This window comes from Candidatus Margulisiibacteriota bacterium (genome assembly GCA_041658645.1).
Classification (GTDB): Bacteria; Margulisbacteria; WOR-1; order O2-12-FULL-45-9; family XYB2-FULL-48-7; genus JBAZZV01.
Map to the genome: position 1 here is coordinate 1 of JBAZZV010000006.1, position 17,850 is coordinate 17,850.

At 52.5% G+C, this 17,850-nt stretch carries 15 protein-coding genes and 7 tRNA genes; 1 reads left to right on the plus strand and 21 read right to left on the minus strand.

Annotation, left to right across the window (positions count from 1 at the left end; all coding sequences use genetic code 11):
* Positions 1–138 precede the first annotated feature (138 nt).
* The 7 genes from WC903_05775 to WC903_05805 form a co-directional block, all read right to left on the minus strand.
* Positions 139–1,398 carry a hypothetical protein gene (locus WC903_05775; protein ID MFA5893450.1) on the minus strand — a complete coding sequence of 420 codons (1,260 nt, stop codon included), beginning with the start codon at positions 1,396–1,398 and terminating at the stop codon, positions 139–141.
* Positions 1,399–1,945: 547 nt separating this feature from the next.
* A tRNA-Lys gene (locus tag WC903_05780) sits at positions 1,946–2,017 on the minus strand.
* 32 nt (positions 2,018–2,049) lie between these two features.
* Positions 2,050–2,133 (minus strand) — tRNA-Leu (locus WC903_05785).
* Positions 2,134–2,140: 7 nt separating this feature from the next.
* Positions 2,141–2,217 (minus strand) — tRNA-Arg (locus WC903_05790).
* A 17-nt stretch (positions 2,218–2,234) separates the two neighbouring features.
* Positions 2,235–2,307, minus strand: a tRNA-Gly gene (locus WC903_05795).
* Positions 2,308–2,420: 113 nt separating this feature from the next.
* Positions 2,421–2,494: transfer RNA gene (locus WC903_05800), tRNA-Pro, on the minus strand.
* Positions 2,495–2,746: 252 nt separating this feature from the next.
* Positions 2,747–3,655: a hypothetical protein gene (locus WC903_05805; GenBank protein ID MFA5893451.1), complete on the minus strand. Its 909-nt coding sequence runs from the start codon at positions 3,653–3,655 to the stop codon at positions 2,747–2,749.
* A gap of 141 nt (positions 3,656–3,796) precedes the next feature.
* Here WC903_05805 and WC903_05810 point away from each other — a divergent pair.
* Positions 3,797–3,873: transfer RNA gene (locus WC903_05810), tRNA-His, on the plus strand.
* Here the strand turns inward: WC903_05810 and WC903_05815 are convergent.
* The 14 genes from WC903_05815 to WC903_05880 all read right to left on the minus strand — a co-directional run bounded on the left by WC903_05815 (position 3,862) and on the right by WC903_05880 (position 17,826).
* A complete protein-coding gene (locus tag WC903_05815) occupies positions 3,862–6,246 on the minus strand; it encodes a YfhO family protein (protein MFA5893452.1) in 2,385 nt (794 codons plus the stop codon). The genes WC903_05810 and WC903_05815 overlap by 12 nt on opposite strands.
* A 10-nt stretch (positions 6,247–6,256) precedes the next feature.
* Entirely contained in the window at positions 6,257–7,030 is a 774-nt protein-coding gene (locus tag WC903_05820) for an ABC transporter ATP-binding protein (GenBank protein MFA5893453.1), read from the minus strand.
* A gap of 100 nt (positions 7,031–7,130) precedes the next feature.
* On the minus strand, positions 7,131–8,114 hold the full coding sequence (locus tag WC903_05825) for an iron ABC transporter permease (GenBank protein MFA5893454.1): 984 nt from the start codon (positions 8,112–8,114) through the stop codon (positions 7,131–7,133).
* A gap of 38 nt (positions 8,115–8,152) precedes the next feature.
* A complete protein-coding gene (locus tag WC903_05830; GenBank protein ID MFA5893455.1) occupies positions 8,153–8,971 on the minus strand; it encodes a helical backbone metal receptor in 819 nt (272 codons plus the stop codon).
* Complete coding sequence (locus WC903_05835) at positions 8,968–11,232, minus strand: DNA translocase FtsK 4TM domain-containing protein (GenBank protein ID MFA5893456.1); 2,265 nt, start codon at positions 11,230–11,232, stop codon at positions 8,968–8,970. Before WC903_05835 ends, WC903_05830 begins: the two co-directional genes overlap by 4 nt.
* 253 nt (positions 11,233–11,485) lie before the next feature.
* Positions 11,486–12,484, minus strand: coding sequence for a VWA domain-containing protein (locus WC903_05840; GenBank protein ID MFA5893457.1), 999 nt, complete (start codon positions 12,482–12,484; stop codon positions 11,486–11,488).
* A 122-nt stretch (positions 12,485–12,606) separates the two neighbouring features.
* Positions 12,607–12,978: a type II toxin-antitoxin system VapC family toxin gene (locus WC903_05845; protein ID MFA5893458.1), complete on the minus strand. Its 372-nt coding sequence runs from the start codon at positions 12,976–12,978 to the stop codon at positions 12,607–12,609.
* Positions 12,975–13,184, minus strand: coding sequence for an AbrB/MazE/SpoVT family DNA-binding domain-containing protein (locus WC903_05850; protein MFA5893459.1), 210 nt, complete (start codon positions 13,182–13,184; stop codon positions 12,975–12,977). The genes WC903_05845 and WC903_05850 overlap by 4 nt, the downstream gene beginning before the upstream one ends.
* Before the next feature lie 100 nt (positions 13,185–13,284).
* Entirely contained in the window at positions 13,285–13,905 is a 621-nt protein-coding gene (locus WC903_05855; protein ID MFA5893460.1) for a hypothetical protein, read from the minus strand.
* Between the two features lie 50 nt (positions 13,906–13,955).
* Positions 13,956–14,732 (minus strand): undecaprenyl-diphosphate phosphatase, encoded by a 777-nt coding sequence (locus WC903_05860; GenBank protein MFA5893461.1) that lies wholly within the window; start codon positions 14,730–14,732, stop codon positions 13,956–13,958.
* Entirely contained in the window at positions 14,732–15,622 is an 891-nt protein-coding gene (gene secF, locus WC903_05865) for a protein translocase subunit SecF (protein MFA5893462.1), read from the minus strand. The genes WC903_05860 and secF overlap by 1 nt, the downstream gene beginning before the upstream one ends.
* Position 15,623: 1 nt before the next feature.
* Positions 15,624–16,949, minus strand: a complete 1,326-nt coding sequence (secD, locus tag WC903_05870) for a protein translocase subunit SecD (protein ID MFA5893463.1) — start codon at positions 16,947–16,949, stop codon at positions 15,624–15,626.
* Between the two features lie 33 nt (positions 16,950–16,982).
* Positions 16,983–17,741 (minus strand): MBL fold metallo-hydrolase, encoded by a 759-nt coding sequence (locus WC903_05875; GenBank protein MFA5893464.1) that lies wholly within the window; start codon positions 17,739–17,741, stop codon positions 16,983–16,985.
* Positions 17,742–17,752: 11 nt separating this feature from the next.
* Positions 17,753–17,826: transfer RNA gene (locus WC903_05880), tRNA-Arg, on the minus strand.
* Positions 17,827–17,850: the final 24 nt, after the last annotated feature.

The following is a 17,850-nucleotide window of genomic DNA, read 5'->3' on the forward strand; positions in this document are numbered from 1 at the left end:
GCTATACTTTAAATGTAAAAGGCTGGAACACCGTCAAGCCGGGCGACTCCGGGTTAGGAAAATCGTTCCGACGGGTCACGGGTGAACCAGCCTTTATATTATCGGCCGTTTTACCCCGAAATTTCATTTTTGACTCTGCTAAGGGTTATGCCCTTTAAGTCTTGCGTCGAGCTTGTCCGCGGCATCCAATAATATATTGGCGTATTCGGAATTATTATATTTTTCTTTTAAGATTTTAGCCATCAGCCTCGCATTCCTTGGGCTTGAATATTTATTAACATATATTAAGCCGGCATTGTAATACCCTGATGGGTCATTGCTTCTTTCATAAAGATCTATTATCTTATAATAATCCATGCCGGGCACGGCAACGTCGTTATCGAGCGATTGCCCATAACACCAGGCTGCTTTGAAATAATTTTCTAGCTCCAAATATATTTCGGCTGCACCTGCATAATCTTCCTTGTCTTCTAGAATTTTTGCGAGATTCGGCCTACCAACAACTATGTAATAATTTTTCTCTTTTGGGGGCTCAATTTTTGCTAAAGATTCTGCGACCCGGTAATATACCTCTGCCGTCGATTTATTGTTTGAATAATAGTAATAATTCCCCACCATCGTATTATTAGCTGAATTTGCCTTGGCATATTTAAATATGCTCTCAATTAAACCCGGGTCAACGTCGTCGGAGGCGCCCCCTAAATTTAGCAATAGAGATTCACTGCTTCTATCCGATGGGTATTTATCGAAGGCTTCTTTCGCCAATTCATAATTTGCCCTCGAATCAAATACTAAGGCTGGGCTTAAGCCCAGCAAAGAACTCGCTATTACCGAATAGGCATGAGGATTAATCTCAGTCTTGTTTAATAGAGCTAGAATATATTCTCTGGCTTCCTTGTAAAAAGAGTTGGCTTGCTTAAATGATGTCTTTGAGGCGCTATAATTTACATCGAGTAATCCTACGATCTTAATAATTTCATATTCATAAGGCACGCTATAATCCCAATTATCTAGCTCGGATTTAAGAGTTTTAAATTTATCCCTTATGCTCTTAAAGGATAAAGCCTTATTATCCTTTGCCCATGAGGCCCTAATCTCATTCATGCGGTTTATACTAAAATCTTCTTTGAGTAAGTTAACGGATTTCGAATTAACAACAAAGATATCATTTGTTGATGAATAGCTAATTTTATAATACACTTCTGAGGGGCTTTCGCCGGTAAGGATTCCTTCAAGGGAATAAATTTGGCCTGCCTGGAGGTCAAACTTTGGTTGCCCACCAATTCCTTGAGGCACTGACTGATTAACCTTTATGATAACGTATTTATTTTGATCTGCAAAGGAAACAGTCGAAAACAAAAGGATCATTATTAAAAACAAACATTTGGACGGATTCATTTTCAATAAGCCTTTTTGTGCCCTACTTTGCCTGTGTAAGGATTAATCACCGGTGTAATAAGAACTCGATCGGCTATGCCTGTAATAGTTTGTTCCGGAACTTCCAGTATGGGGGTTGTAGTTCCCTTTGTAGGAGTAATTATCTTGGACCGTATAATTAGAGTCTGTTCGATAATAGGAATTTACGTAGGTGCCATTACTGCGATAGTAACCATTTACATATCCTGCCAAGGCTGCCGATGCGACAAAAAGGAACAATAAAACGGAAAGAATAGCTTTTTTCATGCTTGTTTCCCCCTTAGCTCTATTATGCGCCTTGATTAATATTTAGTAAATCGGATTTATGATTGTCTGTGGATAAGCCATGAGTGCTTAACCTTATTGTTATAACAAGGAAAAAACAGCTGCGCCATGAAGGACTTCCCCGATGACATTAATATATTTAATGATGTAATATCGGGATCCCGATATTACATAATGATTTTTTATGTCATCGGGACTCTACCCTTGTCGTCGGGACTAATGGCGGCGGGGAAAGCGGAACAGCTGCGCCATGAAGGACTTGAACCTTCAACCAACTGATTAAGAGTCAGCTGCTCTACCATTGAGCTAATGGCGCAGCTGTTCCGCTATTCTATTTTACCATAAAAATACCGAGGACAGGACTTGAACCTGCACGGGTGTTAACCCACTAGACCCTAAATCTAGCGTGTCTGCCAATTCCACCACCTCGGCTTAGCAATGGCGGGCCCGAGAGGATTCGAACCTCCGACCGACAGATTAGAAATCTGTTGCTCTATCCATCTGAGCTACGGGCCCGCGCGATCTAATAAAAAAGCGGGAGACCGGATTCGAACCGGCGACATCCACCTTGGAAGGGTGGCGCTCTACCAACTGAGCTACTCCCGCCTATTAACTTACAACACGCTCCTCCGCCTCCGGCGGACTCGCTACAACTAACAACTAACGACCCGTTGTCAGTTGTAGGCCCGAAGGGCCGCGTCGTTAGTTGTCAGTCAAGATCGGGGCGACTGGATTTGAACCAGCGACCTCGTGGTCCCAAACCACGCGCTCTACCAAGCTAAGCTACGCCCCGTTAAACCCTATCTAAAGCCGTCCAGTGCCATCCTACCAAGTCCCGCTTCATTATTATAATACAATAATGACTTGCGGGATCCCGATGATTCCATAATTAATTAATATAATGACCATCGGGACTAAGCTACGCCCCGATTTTTTCGAGTTTATCACGGAATAGACGGGGTAGTCAAACCTCCCGGAGTTGCGGCTAACCGCCAAAAAACGATATATTATTACTGTATTTGCAGCGGGTGTAGTCCCAACAGCCTTAATCCAGTTTTTTCGATAAAAGATAAAAATAAAGCAGGATGTTTTTGAATATTTCCTGACAGCGAACAGGGTTTAAATTCAGCAAAACAGTCTCAATTTCAACCGATCGGCTGCCGATATAATAAGCCTCAACGGCTTGTTTGAAGGCGGATACGTCTTTTGTAAATAGAGCGGCCGCGCCAAAAAAACCGGCCCGCGCCTCTTCGGTCGTAAAGTAATCGCGGAAGTGACTTTCCATTTTATCTTGGCCTATACCCGTCACCCAGGCAACGGTTAAGCAATCGACCAGGAATCCTCTCTCCCCCGCCGGCCCGATCATTTTCAACCAAGACCTTTTTATTCCCTCATCCTCCAACCCCAGCCAAAAAAAGATCATGTTGCTTTCATTCAATAAGTCAAAAGCCTCCAGCACATTCTTTTTGCCCAGGATATTTTGGGTCTGCCGCATTTCCTCAACCGACCCCAACTCCAGCCAAAATCCCTTTTTGCCTTCTGAATCCATTAAACCATACAAATTTCGAGCGTCTTGAGGCGAGACAACAGCGCCAAACATATCGTCACTTATTTCGCCATACGGATCATCGATGCCAAGGGCATTTCTATAAATATCCAACAAAATAATGCTCGGCGTTTTGGCGGCGTTCCTTCTTTGCGCCATTATTGTAAAACAGTTTTTTTGCAGGTCTTCGCGCCTGATCAGCCGCTCAGCGGGACACGGCGTCAGGCCGATCAGTTTTGCCGCTGTAGCCAGTTCCCGGCGTTTTAGTATTTGTTGCCCCATCCCTTTTCGGGGCCTGGTAACGGTCAAGTATTGATTTACTCGAAAAGGCTCCGTTTCACCGGCCCGGGTCGGGATGCGAATATATTGGCCCAGCTGTCTTAAGGTAATCCCTCGTGTTTCGACCATTGATAGCGGCCTCCGTGTTATTTTCCATTAAAACGCCGCGGAATTTCAGGGATTCGGTTTTTCTGAAGATTTTTAAGTGAAGTCGTTCTCAATCGTAATCAGGAAACTTCTACGAATATTTGCTATAATCAATAGTACGTGGTGGGTGTAGCTCAGTTGGTTAGAGCATCAGATTGTGGATCTGAGGGCCGGGGGTTCAAGTCCCCTCATCCACCCCATTTACCCAGCAAGCAAATAGCGGAAAGTAGCACGCAAAAAATAGAGATCACCGCGCCCAGTTTAAAGCTCCACGGGTCGTAGTTGAAACGGACTGAATGTTTCCCCCGCTCGATCGGCACCGCGCAGAATAATTCCTGGGCCTTTAAGATCGGCTTGGCTCGCCCGTCAACGGCCGCCTGCCAGCCGGGATAATATGATTCTCCAAGAAAGAGATACCCGCCAACCTTAGCCTCGACCGACATGACGATCTCCCCCGGCCGGTATTTGACGATCACGACCTCCCCCAACCTCCGGTTCGGCCTCATTTTGTTATCAAGCAGATACGCCCGCGGCCAAACGTCTAGGTTCTCATAAAGATAAACATCCTGGGCGTATTGCCGCTTGTGATAGACCTGCTTCAGCCGGGAAAAGCTGAGCTTATCGACCGAGACGATATATTTGACGTTGGCCAGGGACAAAAAGCCGAGGTTGTCCTTTAATTTCTCCTGGGTCAACTTCTCTCCGAGCACTTTGACCAGCGAGAGCGGCCGGATCGATTCATAACCGTAGAAGTCTGAAAGATGCTCCAGCAGAGGCCAGTTGGCGGTAAAATTCTCCTTGGTATCGAGCAAAGCGGAGGTAAAAGTATCGCCCCGGATCACCCGGTTCGCTCGCTCGGTATTGGGAGTGCAATAAAAACGAAAGAGGCCCGGATCCTTTTTCAGCAGAGCGTAGCCGGCCGGTTGAGAAGTAATTACATCCCGCGATGCCCCCACCGCGATGATCGCCCCGTTGGTCAGGAGGTCGGCCAGGGTCACCAGGATGATCGTAATAATAAAATAGTTCCGGCCGATCTTCTTCTGCCAGACCAGCCAGAACAGCGCCAGCAATATAAAAAGATAACCGCTGGCCAGCAAGAGACTCTGCAAGTTAAATTGGACCATCGACTGCAGGGCGTCAAAAAATACTTTGGGTAAGGTTGGCGGGTAGCTCCGGGCAAGAACATCGAAGATCGTCCGCCAGTAGAGTGTTCCCAACCAGGCCACGACAAAAACAACAATAAAGAGCGGAAAAATATATCTCAAAGCACGCTTAAACCTGAGCAGGTCGTCAGTCAAAGAGTGGAGAAGTGATTGGAAGCCTTCGGCTGAAAGAATAGCCAGGCAAAAAGAGACGAGAAAGAGGAACTTGACCGGATATCTGATGAGAGAAACACCGGGAATGAACTTGAAGGCCAACCAGTAAAACGGCGTGTACCGGCCAAAGGCGAGCAAAAGACCGGCTCCCGCCGCCGCCAGAAAGAAATACGACCGCCGCGGTTTCCCCTTGAAGGCGAAAAAGATCATGGTCAACGGGATCAGCCCGAGGAAGGGAGAGATCAACCAATCCTGGTAAGCCGAACCGAGTAACATCTCGGCGTAAGCGCCAAAGTCGGCCGGATTGCCGAAAAAGAACGGGAAAAGGAAAGTGATCAATTCGCGCGGCGGGAAAGAACGGAAGCTGACCAGGTCAAACCCGGTCAGCACTATCCGGTCGGACAGTCTCGATAACTCCAGGAACGGGAGGAGCTGCACGGCGATCAGGCCGAGCGAGAGCGCGAAAGAGAGGCCCAGCCAAACAATACTTTTAACTTTTTCTTTGGCAAAAACAAATATATACGCCAGTAATAGCCAGAAAGTCGTGTAATAGACGGTCGGTTCGCCACCCAAGAACATGAGGGCTAAGGCTATCGATAAAGTGACGATACCCCTCACCCTAACTAAGTTAAGCTTAGACCCCTCTCCCTCAGGGAGAGGGGTCTTCACTTTGGCAAAGCTGAGGTGAGGGGAGAGATCACGGCTTACTAATCGATCGAAGACCAACAAAACTAATGGCAACCAAATGACCGAAGACAATGAAGTATTCATATTGGAAACGGAGAGAAGATAACCGGAAAAGGCAAAGACGAGCCCGCCGAAGAAGGCCGCGGGCCGCTCCAGCCGGTAATGGCGTAGCAGAGCGTACATGAATATAGCCGCCAGGAAATAATGGGCGATGATGTAATAGTTAAACCCTAAATTGAATGGCAAGAGATAATAAATAAGCGTCAGGGGATAGAAGAAACAGATCTGTAATGTCGCCAGGAGAGGAAAACCGCAAAAGATATACGGGTTCCAGAGGGGCCAGAGGCCGGACTTGACCTGCTCAACCATCAGGTGCCGGAGCGGGTAGAAATACCTGGTCAGGTCTTTAAAGGCGAAGATGATCCGGCCGTCCAGGAAGCGGGCAAAGAAGATGACGGTCACCAGGAAAAACAAAAATATTACCAGAAGATCGGGTTGTAAGCCTGCGACTAAACTTCGCGGCTTCCAACCAGTGAGGAAACCGCGAAGTTTATTCGCCGGTTTCCTCACTTCTCCCGATTTAGGGAAGAAGGACATACTTGGCTTTATGGGTGCTGGGATTGGACTTGACCGTGACCTTGATCCGGTAAGCTTTCCAGATATTTTCCGGAGTGACAACCCGGCCGGGGGAACCTTCGGCGATCAGCTCCCCGTTCTTGATCAGGATCAGGCTCGAACAAAAGCGGGAAGCGATGTTCAGGTCGTGGAAAGTGGCAATGATCGAACGGTGGGAACGGAGCTTGCGGAGCAGTTTGCAGATCTTGACCTGATAACGGATATCAAGATGCGAGATCGGCTCATCGAGCAGCAGCAGCTTCGGTTCCTGGGCGAGCGCCCGGGCAATCGCCACCCGCTGGAACTCGCCGCCGGAGAGTTCCGTGACCGGCCGGTCGACCAGCCCTTCGATTTGCAATTCCTCGATCGCCCATTTCACGGCATCCTGGTCATCGGCGGTCTCAAAAGAGAAGCGGTCAAAATACGGGGTGCGGCCGAGCATCACCAGTTCTTCAACCGAAAAACCGGCGACCGGCTCCATCAACTGCGGAACAAAGGCGACCCGCCGGGCCAGTTCCCGCCGCTCCAGATGTTCGATCTGGTGACCGGAAATATGAATTTTACCGTGATCCGGGTTCAATAAACCGGCGATCGTCCGGAGCAAGGTGGTCTTCCCGGAACCGTTAGGGCCAACGATACCGACAAATTCACCGGCCGCTACTTCGAACGAGAGGTCCTTGATGACCGGCTTTTTCGCTTCGTAACCGCAAAACAGCCCCTCGATCTTGAGAACGGTCATTTACTTGTAACCACCTTAACAATGTAGGGACAACCTTTATGGTTGTCCGTCTTTGTTCGTTCAGCACGGACAGGGACAAGCCCTGTCCCTACATTTCTTGTCATTTCCCAGCCGCCCTGCGCCGACGGAGAAGATAGAGGAAGAAGGGCGCGCCGACCAGCGCCATAACGATGCCGATCGGTATCTCGGCCGGAGAGAGGAGTGTCCGGGAAAGGGTATCGGCCACGACCAGCAGGATCATCCCGGAGAGAGCCGAGATCGGGATCAGGTAACGGTGGTTCGGGCCGATCCAGAGCCGGACCCAGTGCGGCACGATCAAACCGACAAAACCGATCAGGCCGGAAACGGAAACGGCCGCGGCGGTCATTAACGACGCGGCAGCGATCAGGATGAGCCGGACCTTCTCCACTTCGATGCCGAGAGTCTTGGCCATCTCCTCGCCCAACAGGAGGGCGTTCAATTCTTTCGAATAGAAATAAGCGATGGCCAACCCGGCGATGGCGTAAGGGAGGACCGTCAGCACATTCCCCCAACTCGCCGCCGATAAACTCCCCAGCAACCAAAAGTAGATCGACTGGAGATTCCCTTTGAGGATAATGATCAAGGAGAGGATGGCCGAAGCAAAGGCCGAGAGCGCCACCCCGGCCAGGATCAATGTTTCCGGCGAGGCCTTGCCGGCCACTTCCGACAATTTATAAACGACAAAAACCGACCCCAAAGAAAAGACCAGGGCCAGCAAGGGGACCGGCGACATCCCGAGCAGGGTGATGTTCAACCCCAAAGCGATCGCGATCGCCGCCCCCACTCCGCCCCCGGCGGAAATACCGAGGATATACGGGTCAGCCAGGTAATTACGTAAAATGCCTTGCAAAATAACCCCGGAAGTGGAGAGGAGGAGGCCGAGCAAAGCGGCCAGGATAACGCGCGGCAGTCTGATCTGCCAAAGGATCTCGCTCTGGAAAAGTTTATCCGGGGAGATGAAGACCGAACCAAGAAAAAGAGAAAGAACTGCCACAACCAACAAGCCGACGACCAAAAAAACGGCCAGGAGCCACTGGTTAACTTTTTTTGACTGTTTGCTCATATCCTCAATTTTACTGTAAAAAGAGGGAAAACTCAATCTTAACGATAGACATAATTAGCGATCGCTTCGACCGCGTCGACCACCCGCGGCCCCGGGCGGGAAATTATATCCTGGTCAAGGAACAATATCTTCCCGTTCTTGACCGCTTCGACATTTTGCCAGCGCCGGTCAGCCCGCAATTTGGCCGTATTGACCAACCCAGTAGGGACGATAAGATAGGGGGGATTTTCTTCGATCATTTTCTCCAGACTATACTGGGGATATTCCCCCCCAACCTTGGCCGCCAGGTTTTCCACTCCGGCCTGTTTCAAAATATCATTAATAAAAGAGCCTGCTCCGGCCACGACCAAAGGGTCAAGGCCGACTATAACCAGCGCTCGCGGATGTTTACGCAGCAGCAGCTCCAGGCCAAAGATCTTCGGCCGCGCCCGCTCCAGACGGCGCCGCAGCTCGGCCGTCAAAGCCTGGGCGGCAGCTTCCTTCCCGGTCGCCCGGCCTATCGCCAGCAGGGCGTCGAGCACCCCCGCAACATTTTTCGGATTTATCGCCAGGACCGGCAAACCGTGCCCTTTTAAACGCTCGACATCGCGCTTTTGGGCATCTTCTTGCATAACGACCAAGTCAGGCTTCAGGGCCACTACCCTTTCCAGGTTAATAAAAAACCCGCCGACCTTATTCTTTTTTTTTGCCGCCGGCGGGAAATTGCAGTTGGTCGTCACCCCCACGACCCGGTCGCCGAGATCGAGGGCATAAAGCATTTCGGTCACGGCGGGGATAGTTGAAATGATCCTTTGAGGGGAAGCGGTCGCGGTAGAAACGGTCAAGAAAAAAGCGGCCAGAGCAACGAACAGCCTCAACCTAACTCCTTAAGCGTTTCCCGCGCCGCCAGTATCCGCCTGGTCTTCAACTCGCCCTCCGGCGCACTGACGATCCCCGCCCCTTCCAGCTCGTCCATGATCCGGGCGGCCCGGTTATAGCCGATCCGGAATTTCCGCTGGACATAAGAGGTCGAAGCTTGGCCGCTTTCAATGACCAGCTGGGCGACCTCGCCAAAGAGGACATCCCGGCTGGCACCGGTCTCTCTCTCCCCGTCGGCATTCTCCTTGCCAAAATCGATCGGCTTGATGCCGACGATCTCTTCAATATAATCCGGCTCCGCCTGCGACTTGACGTGCTTAATGATCTTTTCCGTTTCCCGGTCGGTCACGAACGACCCCTGGGCCCGGATCGGCTTCATCGACCCGATCGGGTTATAGAGCATGTCGCCGCGCCCCAAGAGCTTTTCCGCCCCGGAGGTATCAAGAATGACCCGTGAATCGATCTGCGTAGCCACGGCAAAAGCGATCCGCGACGGGATATTCGCCTTGATCAGGCCGGTAATGACATCGACCGACGGCCGCTGGGTGGCAATGACCAAATGGATGCCGGTCGCCCGGGCCATCTGGGCGATGCGGCAGATCGAGGTCTCGACCTCTTTCGCCGCGATCATCATTAAATCCGCCAGCTCATCAACGATCACCACCAGGAAAGGGAGTTTCCCGACCGGGCCGACCTTATGGTTATAGGATTGAAGATTGCGCGCGCCGGTATCGTGGAAGAGCCTATAGCGCCGCTCCATCTCCTTGATCACCCATTCCTTGAGCGTGGCGGCGGCCCGCCGGGAATCGGTCACGACCGGAGCAACGAGGTGAGCAATGCCGTCGTAAACCGAGAGCTCGACCATTTTCGGATCGATCATCAGCATCTTGACCTCGTCGGGCCGCGCCCGCATCAGGATACTGGTAATAAGCGAGTTGACGCAGACCGATTTGCCGGAGCCGGTCGTGCCGGCAATAAGCAAGTGCGGCATCTTGCCGAGGTCGCCGTAGATCGGCTGGCCGGCCAGGTCTAGGCCGATGGCAAAAGTCAGCAGGGACTGGGCGTTCATGAACTCATTCGTCTTAACGATCTCTTTGAGCCTGACCGGGGTGACCGTGGCATTGGGAACTTCGATGCCGACGACCGACTTGCCCGGCACCGGCGCTTCGATCCTAACCCCCTGGGCCGCTAGGTTCAGCGCGATATCATCGGCCAGGTTGGCTATCCGGTTAACTTTAACCCCCGGCTCCGGTTGCACTTCATAACGGGTGACCGCCGGCCCCTGGAAGATCGCCACCACGCTCGCCCCGACGCCAAAGTTGCGCAGTGCGTCTTCCAGCAGTTTTTTACGCAGTTCGGTCGTCTCTTTTAAGCGCTCGGCCTGTTGTCGTTCCTTGGCCGTGGTATCTTCCAGCAGGTCAAGTGAAGGTAATTTATAATCGGCATAACGGTCTTCTTCGCCACCGGCACCCTGCTCACCTTCGGCCACGGACCGCTTCGGCTTCCCAACAATTGTTGGGTTGGCTGGCGCTTCCGGTTCAGGATCATATTTTGGCTGCGCGATCTCAACGATCAGTTTGGGTTCCGGTTTTACCCCAAGCGGCATGACCGGCAACGGAGGGGCCGGGATAACTTCCTTCGACGCCGGCTTCGGCAGTAGTTTAGGGATAATGACCTTACTAGCCAGCTCTTTGGCACTGGAGTTCTTATCCATATTAAGCAAGCCCATTAGTAAGGCGAGGAGGCTCTGGACGGTCAGGTTGAACAGGAGGAGTGTGGCGATAAAGGCGAAGGCGGCCAGCAAGACATAGGCACCGGCCAGGCCAACGCTCTTCTCCAAGGCGAACTTGACGGCATAACCGGTCACTCCACCCCCACCCTGGGCCAGGTTGTATTGGGTCTGCCCGGTAAAATAATGAGGGGAGGCGAACTGGGCCATGGAAATGATGACGAGGAACATGACCAGGAGACCGCAGAGGCGGACCGTTAGCTCTTTAACTTCGTGGCGGAGGAGCATGATGACACCATAAAGAGCGACAAAGACCGGCAGGATATAGACACCGACCCCGATGACCGAACGAAGCGCTTTATTGACCAGGAAGAGACCGAGCAGGCCGGTGGCCGAAGAGAGATCAGCCAGGAAAATAAAGATGGCGATAGCGATCAGCAGGATGCCGGCGATGTCTTGCTTGAACTTGGAGGGGACAGATTGAACTTGAGGTTTTTTATTCCCGGAATTCCTGGTTTTTTTCGGCGCCATTTCAGTTCGAGTATAACATAATTAAGGAGTTTCAGTCAAAAGCTTAGGCCTTTCCCTCACCCGACTCCCTGAGGATACTCACCCTCTCCCAGGGGGAGAGGGTACTTCGCCATTTATTCCCATTTGCGAAACACCTTCTCCCTTTGGGAGAAGGTACGATACTTTGGCGTGTCGGATGAGGGGTGCGAGAGCCTTTCAAAAACGAAAGCCCCGGGATTGCTCCCGGGGCTTCGCGTTCAAACTTCGAGGGTCGTTAGACGGTAACGGTAAAGGTTACCGAATTGGTGATACCGCCATCATAGGTCACGGTGATCTTAACATAATAGGTCGTGCTGGTCACGAACGTCACCGGTGAGGTAAAGTTGACCGTCCACGAACTGTTCAGGGCCGAGGCGACCTTACTGTAGAGAGCAACTATGTCCGTCGCGGTCGGAGCGTAATAGTAGAAGCCGCCGGAGCCAGTCGCGATCCCTTTCAGGTTGTTCTCGTCCGCTCCCCCCGCGGTCAGACCAAGACCAACTGTATAAACCGGAATACTCTTGGCGAGGGCCAGGGTAACAACTTCGCCCGTGGTGTTGTAAGTGACACTGTTGTTCTCGCCGCCGTCGGTCATCGCAATAACCGCTTTGCGGGCATTCGCCCCAGCCTCGACTGTCAAGATAGCAAAACCGATAGAATCATACAGAGCGGTCGATCCGCCGGAAATACTCTCCATGGTCGCTGCCACCTTGAGCAGGTCCTTATCGGTGGTCAGGGCCTGGTCCATGACAACATAGCTGTCGAAGTTGAAGATCGCCCCTTGGTCTGTCGCACCGCTCTGGTTAATAAAAGCAACGGCGGCAGATTCGAGGCTGGCATTGGAATCGGAGCTCATGCTGCCGCTCCGGTCGAGCGTCATGGCGTAAGAGATCGCCTGGGCGGCCGAACCGCCCGAGTAGGTAATGGTATCGACGACCGCCGTCTGGGTGGTCGTGGTGGTCGACCAGATATCAATGGTGATGTTCTTGATATTGAGATTGTTGGTGCTGGTGATCGGGTTCTGGAGTTGGTCCATGACGACGATCGAGGCCGCGCCGGTCTTGGCGTTGGCCGTCAAAGTCGCGGAACCACCGGAACCGACCGCGATCGTGGTCGTGCCGGACGGAGGCGAGGCCGGATTGGCCGTGTTCGTGACCGTGGCGCAACCAGTAGCCAGAACAGCCAACATTACGGCGACGAGGCCAAGGGACAAACCTAACCATGTTTTTTTCATCTATTAACCTCCTAAGTTAATTGCTGACATTATATGTTAGAGGCCGCTATCCTGTCAATAGCACAAGCTAAAATTCGTAGCTGACCGCCGCCCGCAAACCGAGCGGCTCGAGGCACAAAAAATCATTTAATAATATATTCTACAGAATCCAGACCGACAAAATGTTCATCGCTGGTGATCAACTTCACGTTTTCGATCTTGGCCGTCGCGTAAACGATCGCGTCAGCCATCGGCAAATTGTGCGCCAGGCTAACATCTGCCGCCAGCAAAACCACCCCGTTAGTGAACGGAGCAACAACGGCCGATTGCATCTGGGCCACCGCCAACAAGGCCTTTTCTTCCCCAACCTCACGCTTTATTTTTTTATAGACCTCATAGATAACAATAGTCGGAACAATGACCCTGGTGGTATCTTTTAAAAAGGGAGAATACTTCTCCGCCAACGGCCCGGCAGAAAAATATTCCAACCAGCCGCAAGAATCGACTACGATCATAACCTGTCCTTATCCTCCCGATAACCGTTAATATTGATCCCCTTAACAAAGCCTTTCATCCGTTTTATCAGATGCTTGGGTATAATGTTAATGATCCCATCCTTGGCCAGGATGATCAGCCTTTCCCCGCTTTTCAACCCGGCTTCTTCCCTCACTTCCTTTGGTATAACTAACTGATATTTCGAAGATAAAGTTGCTTCCGCCATCGATCTCCCTCCTTGCCATTCTTACCAATCAACTATCGATACAATAATTGTATTACGCCTGCCTCATTCTGTCAACTCTTTGGATTGTCAGGCTGAAAAGCTAAAACTCGTAGCTGACCGCCGCACGCAAACCGAGCGAGGTGCTATAGCCCAACCTGGCGTCCCAGTTGTCCCGGATCCGCGTCAGGCCAAAAAGCTCGACCCCAAGCAGATTTTTATTGGAAATGGTCCCGGAGAGGCCGGGTATACCACTGACCAGTTCGGAATAAGCAGCATAGTTCAACCCGCCGCCGACCTGAAAAGCGCCGAGATCGTAACAAGCTCCGGCTTCAACTACCATTACCCCAAACTTACTGCCGATGCCGTAACCGGCGCCAAACCGGGCCGCCAGCGTGTCGCTAAACCCTTTCTGATAGACACCCTCGATCAAGATCGCCCCGCCACCCAAGCCGCCTTCAGCCCTGAAACCGGACTTCAGCACCGGTTTAGCCGGTGGCGTGGCCGGGACTGGAGAACCGAGCTCAATAACCTTTCCCAGCGGTTTGGCTGGGGCGGGCTTGGCCACTTTCTTTTTCCCCACGATCGGGAAAACCGGTCGGCGGGTAACGGTCCGGGTCACGACTTTCTTCTTGGCCACGACTTTCTTCTTGGCCGCCAGGAGCTCACTGGAAAAAGCGCAAACGAACGTAATCAGCAGTAACGAAACAATTATTTTTTTCATTTAACTTTCACCTTCCTTGGCAGATAGGATAATACGGGACGAGCGGGAAGTCAACCTCGGACTAGAGTAATTACCAGCACGATCAGTCCGAGCGCTAAACAATAATAAGCAAAGTAGTTCAACTTGGTCCGGCTGATCAGCTCCATCAAAAACTTGATCGCCAACAGGCCGGAGAGGAACGCCGCCAGGAAACCGATCAGCAGCGGCCAGAAACCGATCCCGAGCGTCCCAGCCTTGAGGATCGCCTTACTCTGGAGCAAACCGGCCCCGGCGATCGCCGGAATGGCAATGATAAACGCAAACCGGGCGGCTGTTCTCCGCTCCAGTCCGCAGGCTAAACCAGCCGAGATGGTCATGGCCGACCGCGAGAGCGACGGAATGATCGCCGCCCCCTGCGCCAGACCGATCAAAGCGGCGTCTTTCCAGCTCATTCCTCCCTCGTCCCTGGTACCTGGGACCTGGTACCTGGTACCTATCCATTCGCCTAGTAAGATAACTATCCCCGTGACGATAAAGAACGGCCCCACATAGCGAAAATCGGCAAAGAGCGCTTCAAAAAAATCTTTAAAGCCGAGCCCCAGCACCCCCGTCACGACCGTCGCCAACAGCACTAGCCAAAGCAGTTTGCGGCGCACGGTGAAAAGCTCAATAATATCGCGGTAAAAATAAATAGCCGCGGCTAAAGCCGTAGCCAGGTGGACGACCGTGTCAAAAGCGATATTCTCGGTCAGATGCAAAAAACGATAAACGATAAGGAGATGACCCTGGGAAGAGACCGGCAGGAATTCGGTTAATCCTTGAACGATCCCCAGCAGCAGATATTCCACTACTTTTTGGCAACCTTACCCTGGGTCTCCCAGTTATGCCAGAGGACCAGAATAGGCGGAGCGACAAAGATCGAGGAGCACATCCCGAGCGAGAAACCGATGAGCAAGGTGAGCGAGAATTCGCGGACCGTCTCTCCGCCGAGGACCAGCAAGCAGACGACCATCACGACCACCGTCAGGACGGTATTGATCGAGCGGGCCATCGTTTCCCAGATGCTGATGTTGACCAGCTCGCCGAATTTCTTCTTGGCCAGCGCCGGCTTCTTCAAATTCTCCCTGATCCGGTCAAAAATAACGATCGTATCGTTGATCGAATAACCCATGATCGTCAGGATGGCCGCCACAAAGGTGATATCGATCGAGCGAAAGAGGAGCGCCATGATCCCGGTGGTGATAATGGCATCGTGGTAAAGAGCCAGCAGTGCGGCCACCCCCCACTTGAACTCAAAACGGAAGGAGACATAGATAATGATCCCGATCGTGGCAATGATCAGCGCCCAGATCGCCTGGCTCGACAACTCCTTGCCGATGGTCGGGCCGATAATGTCGGCCTCGAGTATTTCGGCCATGCCGACCTTCTCGTTCATGTCCCGGATAATGTTGGCTCGGACCTCACCCTCGATCGGCACGGTCCTGATCAGGATATCCTGCTCGCCCGACTTCTGGATAACACTTTCCCCCAGCTTGTATTTATCCAGGACCTGGCGCACCTGATCGACCGCCACCGGCTTGTCAAAACGGAGATTGATCAGGGTCCCGCCGGTAAAATCGATCCCGAAGTTCATCGCCTTGCCATGGACAAAAATGTTAAAGGCAAAAGCAAAGACCGCCAGGGCCAGCAAGAGGCCGGAAATAATGAACCAGACTTTAGTGTTCTTTATAATATCCATATTATTTGTACAGCAGCTTCGACTCCGGGTTAGTAATGATCTTGCCGTCCACGGCCATCTTCAGCATCATGTGGGTCAGGGCCAGCGCGGTGAACATCGAAGCGAGGATACCGACGGTCAGGGTGATGGCAAAACCTTTGATCGTCCCGGTGCCGACAAAGAAGAGGGTCAGCGCCGCAATGATCGTGGTGACGTTCGAATCAAGGATAGCGGCAAAAGCGCGCTGGAAAGCGGCCTCGATCGAGGCCTTGACGGTCTTGCCCAGGCGCAACTCTTCCTTCAACCTTTCAAAAATAATAATGTTAGCATCGACCGCCATGCCGATCGTCAGGAGGAACCCGGCAATACCGGGCAAAGTTAGCGTCGTACGAAGAAGGGCCAGTCCGGCCAGGGTCAAAGGAATGTAGATGCAGAGCGAGAGGACGGCCAGGAAACCGGGGAGACGGTAATAAAAAACCATGAACGCGATGATGATGACAAAACCGATGATCCCGGCTATTTTGCTCCGGTCGACCGAATCTTTGCCGAGCGACGGGCCGACGATCCGGGTCTCCACCAGGTGGACCGGGATCGGCAAAGAACCGGCCTTCAGCTTGATGACCAGGTCCTGGACCGCTTCCGCGTTAAAATTGCCGGAGATCTGGGCCTTGCCCGACGGGATCGGCTCGCGGACGTTCGGCGCGGAGATGATCTTCTTATCGAGGACAATGGCGATCGGTTTATTGACCGAACGGCCGGTCACTTCACCAAAGATATCGGCGCCTTTGGCATTGAATTCAATATCAACGACCGGGTTGCCATACTGGTCGAGCCCCGGCCAGGCCCCTTTCAGGTCGGCTCCGGTCAGAACGGTTTTTCTAAGGATGATCGAGCGTTCGCTCCGGTCTCCCTGGTCCTTAACCACGTCGAGGCGGGCTTCCGGGCCGTAGAACTCTTTGATCTTTTCCGTGGAAACGCTCCGGCCGTCCCCCGGCACCCACTCCGCTTCGATAAACTCGAGCAAAGCGGTATCCCCGATCAGTTTGATCGCCCGCTCGGGGTCTTTGATCCCCGGCAGTTCCACGATCACCTGGTCCTTCCCTTTGCGCTGGATGGTCGGCTCGGTCACGCCAAGGGCGTCGATCCGGTTGCGGATCACGGCCACCACACCGCTCATGGCGTCATCCGAGACTTTGACTTTGTCGGTATCATCACCCTGCAGGACCAGGCGGGTGCCGCCCTGGAGGTCGAGGCCTAAAGTGATGGGGAGTTGCATCAGGATAAAAATTGAACCGCCCACCAGGGCAAGCAGGCCGAGAAAACGAAGTTGGTTGATGTTCTTCTGCATGGCTCGGAAGTTAATATATCATAACGTTAATTATCAGTCAAACTTGAAGGCCCAACCGTCGGCAGCGGCGATCACCCGTTGGCCAAGTTCGGCCGTCAATTTCTCCGCCACCAGCCACGGCTTGGCCCGGATCATCCACAAACCAAAGTGGGTCAGGATCGTCACTCGCGGCTTGAGCGCGCTAACTATCTTTTTGACATCGCCGACGCAGAGGTGGTCAAAAGGGGTCGGCTGGGTGCTAAGCAGACTAACGATGACCACGTCACATTTGTAGTTCTTTAGCAGGGCAGGGAAAAACCTGGTATCGGTGATGTAGGCGACCCGGCACCCTTTCGCCTTGAAGATCAGCCCATAAGTTTCGACCCCGTGAATATGCTTAAGGGGAGCAGAGATCCCGATCCGGCCGATCCGGTATTTCCCCTTCGCCCGCAGCACCTGGCGGCTGGCGACGTACGGCCTTACATATCTATAGATGACCGGATCATCCCCCGACCAGGCATCCCGCGGCGCCAGCACCACCCCTCGCCTTTCTTTCCCGCCAACCGTCATCGCCTCCATCATCACGTTAATATCAGCGGCGTGGTCAAGATGCTTGTGGGAGAGGACGATCCCGTCCAGGGTGGTCGGGTCAAGCTTAGGCCGGGCCTTCAGGCAATAGACCAGTGAACCAGGTCCTGGGTCGAGCAGGATATTAGTCCCGTCCAAGGAGAGCCAAAGGCCGCCGGAAGCCCGCAACTGCTTCGCTACCACGACCCGCGCGCCGGCTGTACCTAAAAATTTAATGAAGTCCATAAGTTAGAAAATGCGCCCGGCGAGATTTGAACTCGCAACCCTTAGCTTCGGAGGCTAATACTCTATCCAGTTGAGCTACGGGCGCAGGGAAAAAACATTCTATCATAAT

Bases quoted from the DNA above. Each gene is read 5' to 3' on its own strand.
- WC903_05825 (MFA5893454.1), bottom strand. From the start codon at position 8,114: ATGAGCAAACAGTCAAAAAAAGTTAACCAGTGGCTCCTGGCCGTTTTT.
- WC903_05820 (MFA5893453.1), bottom strand. From the start codon at position 7,030: ATGACCGTTCTCAAGATCGAGGGGCTGTTTTGCGGTTACGAAGCGAAA.
- secD (MFA5893463.1), bottom strand. From the start codon at position 16,949: ATGCAGAAGAACATCAACCAACTTCGTTTTCTCGGCCTGCTTGCCCTG.
- WC903_05805 (MFA5893451.1), bottom strand. From the start codon at position 3,655: ATGGTCGAAACACGAGGGATTACCTTAAGACAGCTGGGCCAATATATT.
- WC903_05875 (MFA5893464.1), bottom strand. From the start codon at position 17,741: ATGGACTTCATTAAATTTTTAGGTACAGCCGGCGCGCGGGTCGTGGTA.
- WC903_05855 (MFA5893460.1), bottom strand. From the start codon at position 13,905: ATGAAAAAAATAATTGTTTCGTTACTGCTGATTACGTTCGTTTGCGCT.
- WC903_05775 (MFA5893450.1), bottom strand. From the start codon at position 1,398: ATGAATCCGTCCAAATGTTTGTTTTTAATAATGATCCTTTTGTTTTCG.
- WC903_05845 (MFA5893458.1), bottom strand. From the start codon at position 12,978: ATGATCGTAGTCGATTCTTGCGGCTGGTTGGAATATTTTTCTGCCGGG.
- WC903_05840 (MFA5893457.1), bottom strand. From the start codon at position 12,484: ATGAAAAAAACATGGTTAGGTTTGTCCCTTGGCCTCGTCGCCGTAATG.
- WC903_05835 (MFA5893456.1), bottom strand. From the start codon at position 11,232: ATGGCGCCGAAAAAAACCAGGAATTCCGGGAATAAAAAACCTCAAGTT.
- secF (MFA5893462.1), bottom strand. From the start codon at position 15,622: ATGGATATTATAAAGAACACTAAAGTCTGGTTCATTATTTCCGGCCTC.
- WC903_05850 (MFA5893459.1), bottom strand. From the start codon at position 13,184: ATGGCGGAAGCAACTTTATCTTCGAAATATCAGTTAGTTATACCAAAG.